This window comes from Nocardiopsis potens DSM 45234 (assembly GCF_000341105.1).
GTDB lineage: Bacteria > Actinomycetota > Actinomycetes > Streptosporangiales > Streptosporangiaceae > Nocardiopsis_A > Nocardiopsis_A potens.
Map to the genome: position 1 here is coordinate 1 of NZ_ANBB01000125.1, position 972 is coordinate 972.

1 protein-coding gene is annotated in these 972 nt (G+C 75.1%); it reads right to left on the reverse strand.

The features are described 5' to 3' along the window. Positions 1 to 7: 7 nt before the first annotated feature. Positions 8 to 886 carry an IS982 family transposase gene (locus D459_RS0130210; protein WP_017596721.1) on the reverse strand — a complete coding sequence of 293 codons (879 nt, stop codon included), beginning with the start codon at positions 884 to 886 and terminating at the stop codon, positions 8 to 10. Positions 887 to 972 lie beyond the last annotated feature (86 nt).

Consider the following 972-nt stretch of genomic DNA (forward strand, 5'->3'; position numbering starts at 1 on the left):
AGGCGCGTTATGTGGGTTTGTTGGCCGGTCTGAGCAGGACCAACCGGATCGTGTGCGCGCACAGCACCGCCGCGGTGCGGGCCAGCAGCCCCCAGAAGGTGTGCGCGCCGTGCCGGGCCAGCCCCATCACCTCGGTGATCTCGCCGTTGGTGGTCTCGATCCGATTGCGCAGCACCGCCACCGGGCGCCGCGCGGCGGCCGGGACGGCGCGGCGCTGGGCCCGGGTCGGGGCGAGCACGACCCGGGTGCCCCGCTCGGTCTGGGCGGCGGCGAAGGCCCGGCCGGCGAACCCGCGGTCCAGCAGAAGGACCTCGGGCGGGCGGTCCCCTTCCAGCAGGCCGGCGGCCACCGCCCGCTCGTCGACGGCCGCCCGGGTGATGCCCCAGGCGCGCACGACCCGGCTTCCCAGGTCGCAGCGCAGGCCCAGCCGGAAGCCGTAGAACCACTCGCCGTGGGCGGCGTCGCGGCCGAACCCGGCGGCCAGGCCGCCCGGACCGGTCCAGGAGTCGGGGCCGCGCACCCGGGAGGGGTGCTTGACCGGCAGCGCGGTGGTGTCGATCTGCTGGAAGCCGTCGGCGGGAACACCGGCGGCCAGGTGGGCGCGCAGCAGCTCGAAGGCGCCCCACAGCCACCGGGCGCGGCGGTTGAACTGGCTCTGGCCGGGCAGGCGCGGGAAGTAGTGGCCCCACTCGGCGCGGATGCGGCGCAGCCAGGCGCTCTCACTGGTGGATCCGTGCAGGTGGCGGGCCAGGGCGATGGTGAGGACCTCGGCGTCGGTGCAGGCCGGGGCCGGCCCCGGCCTGCGCGGGACGGTGACGGCGCCGGTCTTGATCGCGTCGTCGATGAGGACGTAGAGGTGGACGAGCAGCAGGCTGAGCGGCAGCATCGGAACAGGACCTCCGGGCGCGCGGAAAGCTTGTCACTCTCCTCGTCGCTCCGGAGGTCCGCCGCGTCAACCCACATAACGCGCCT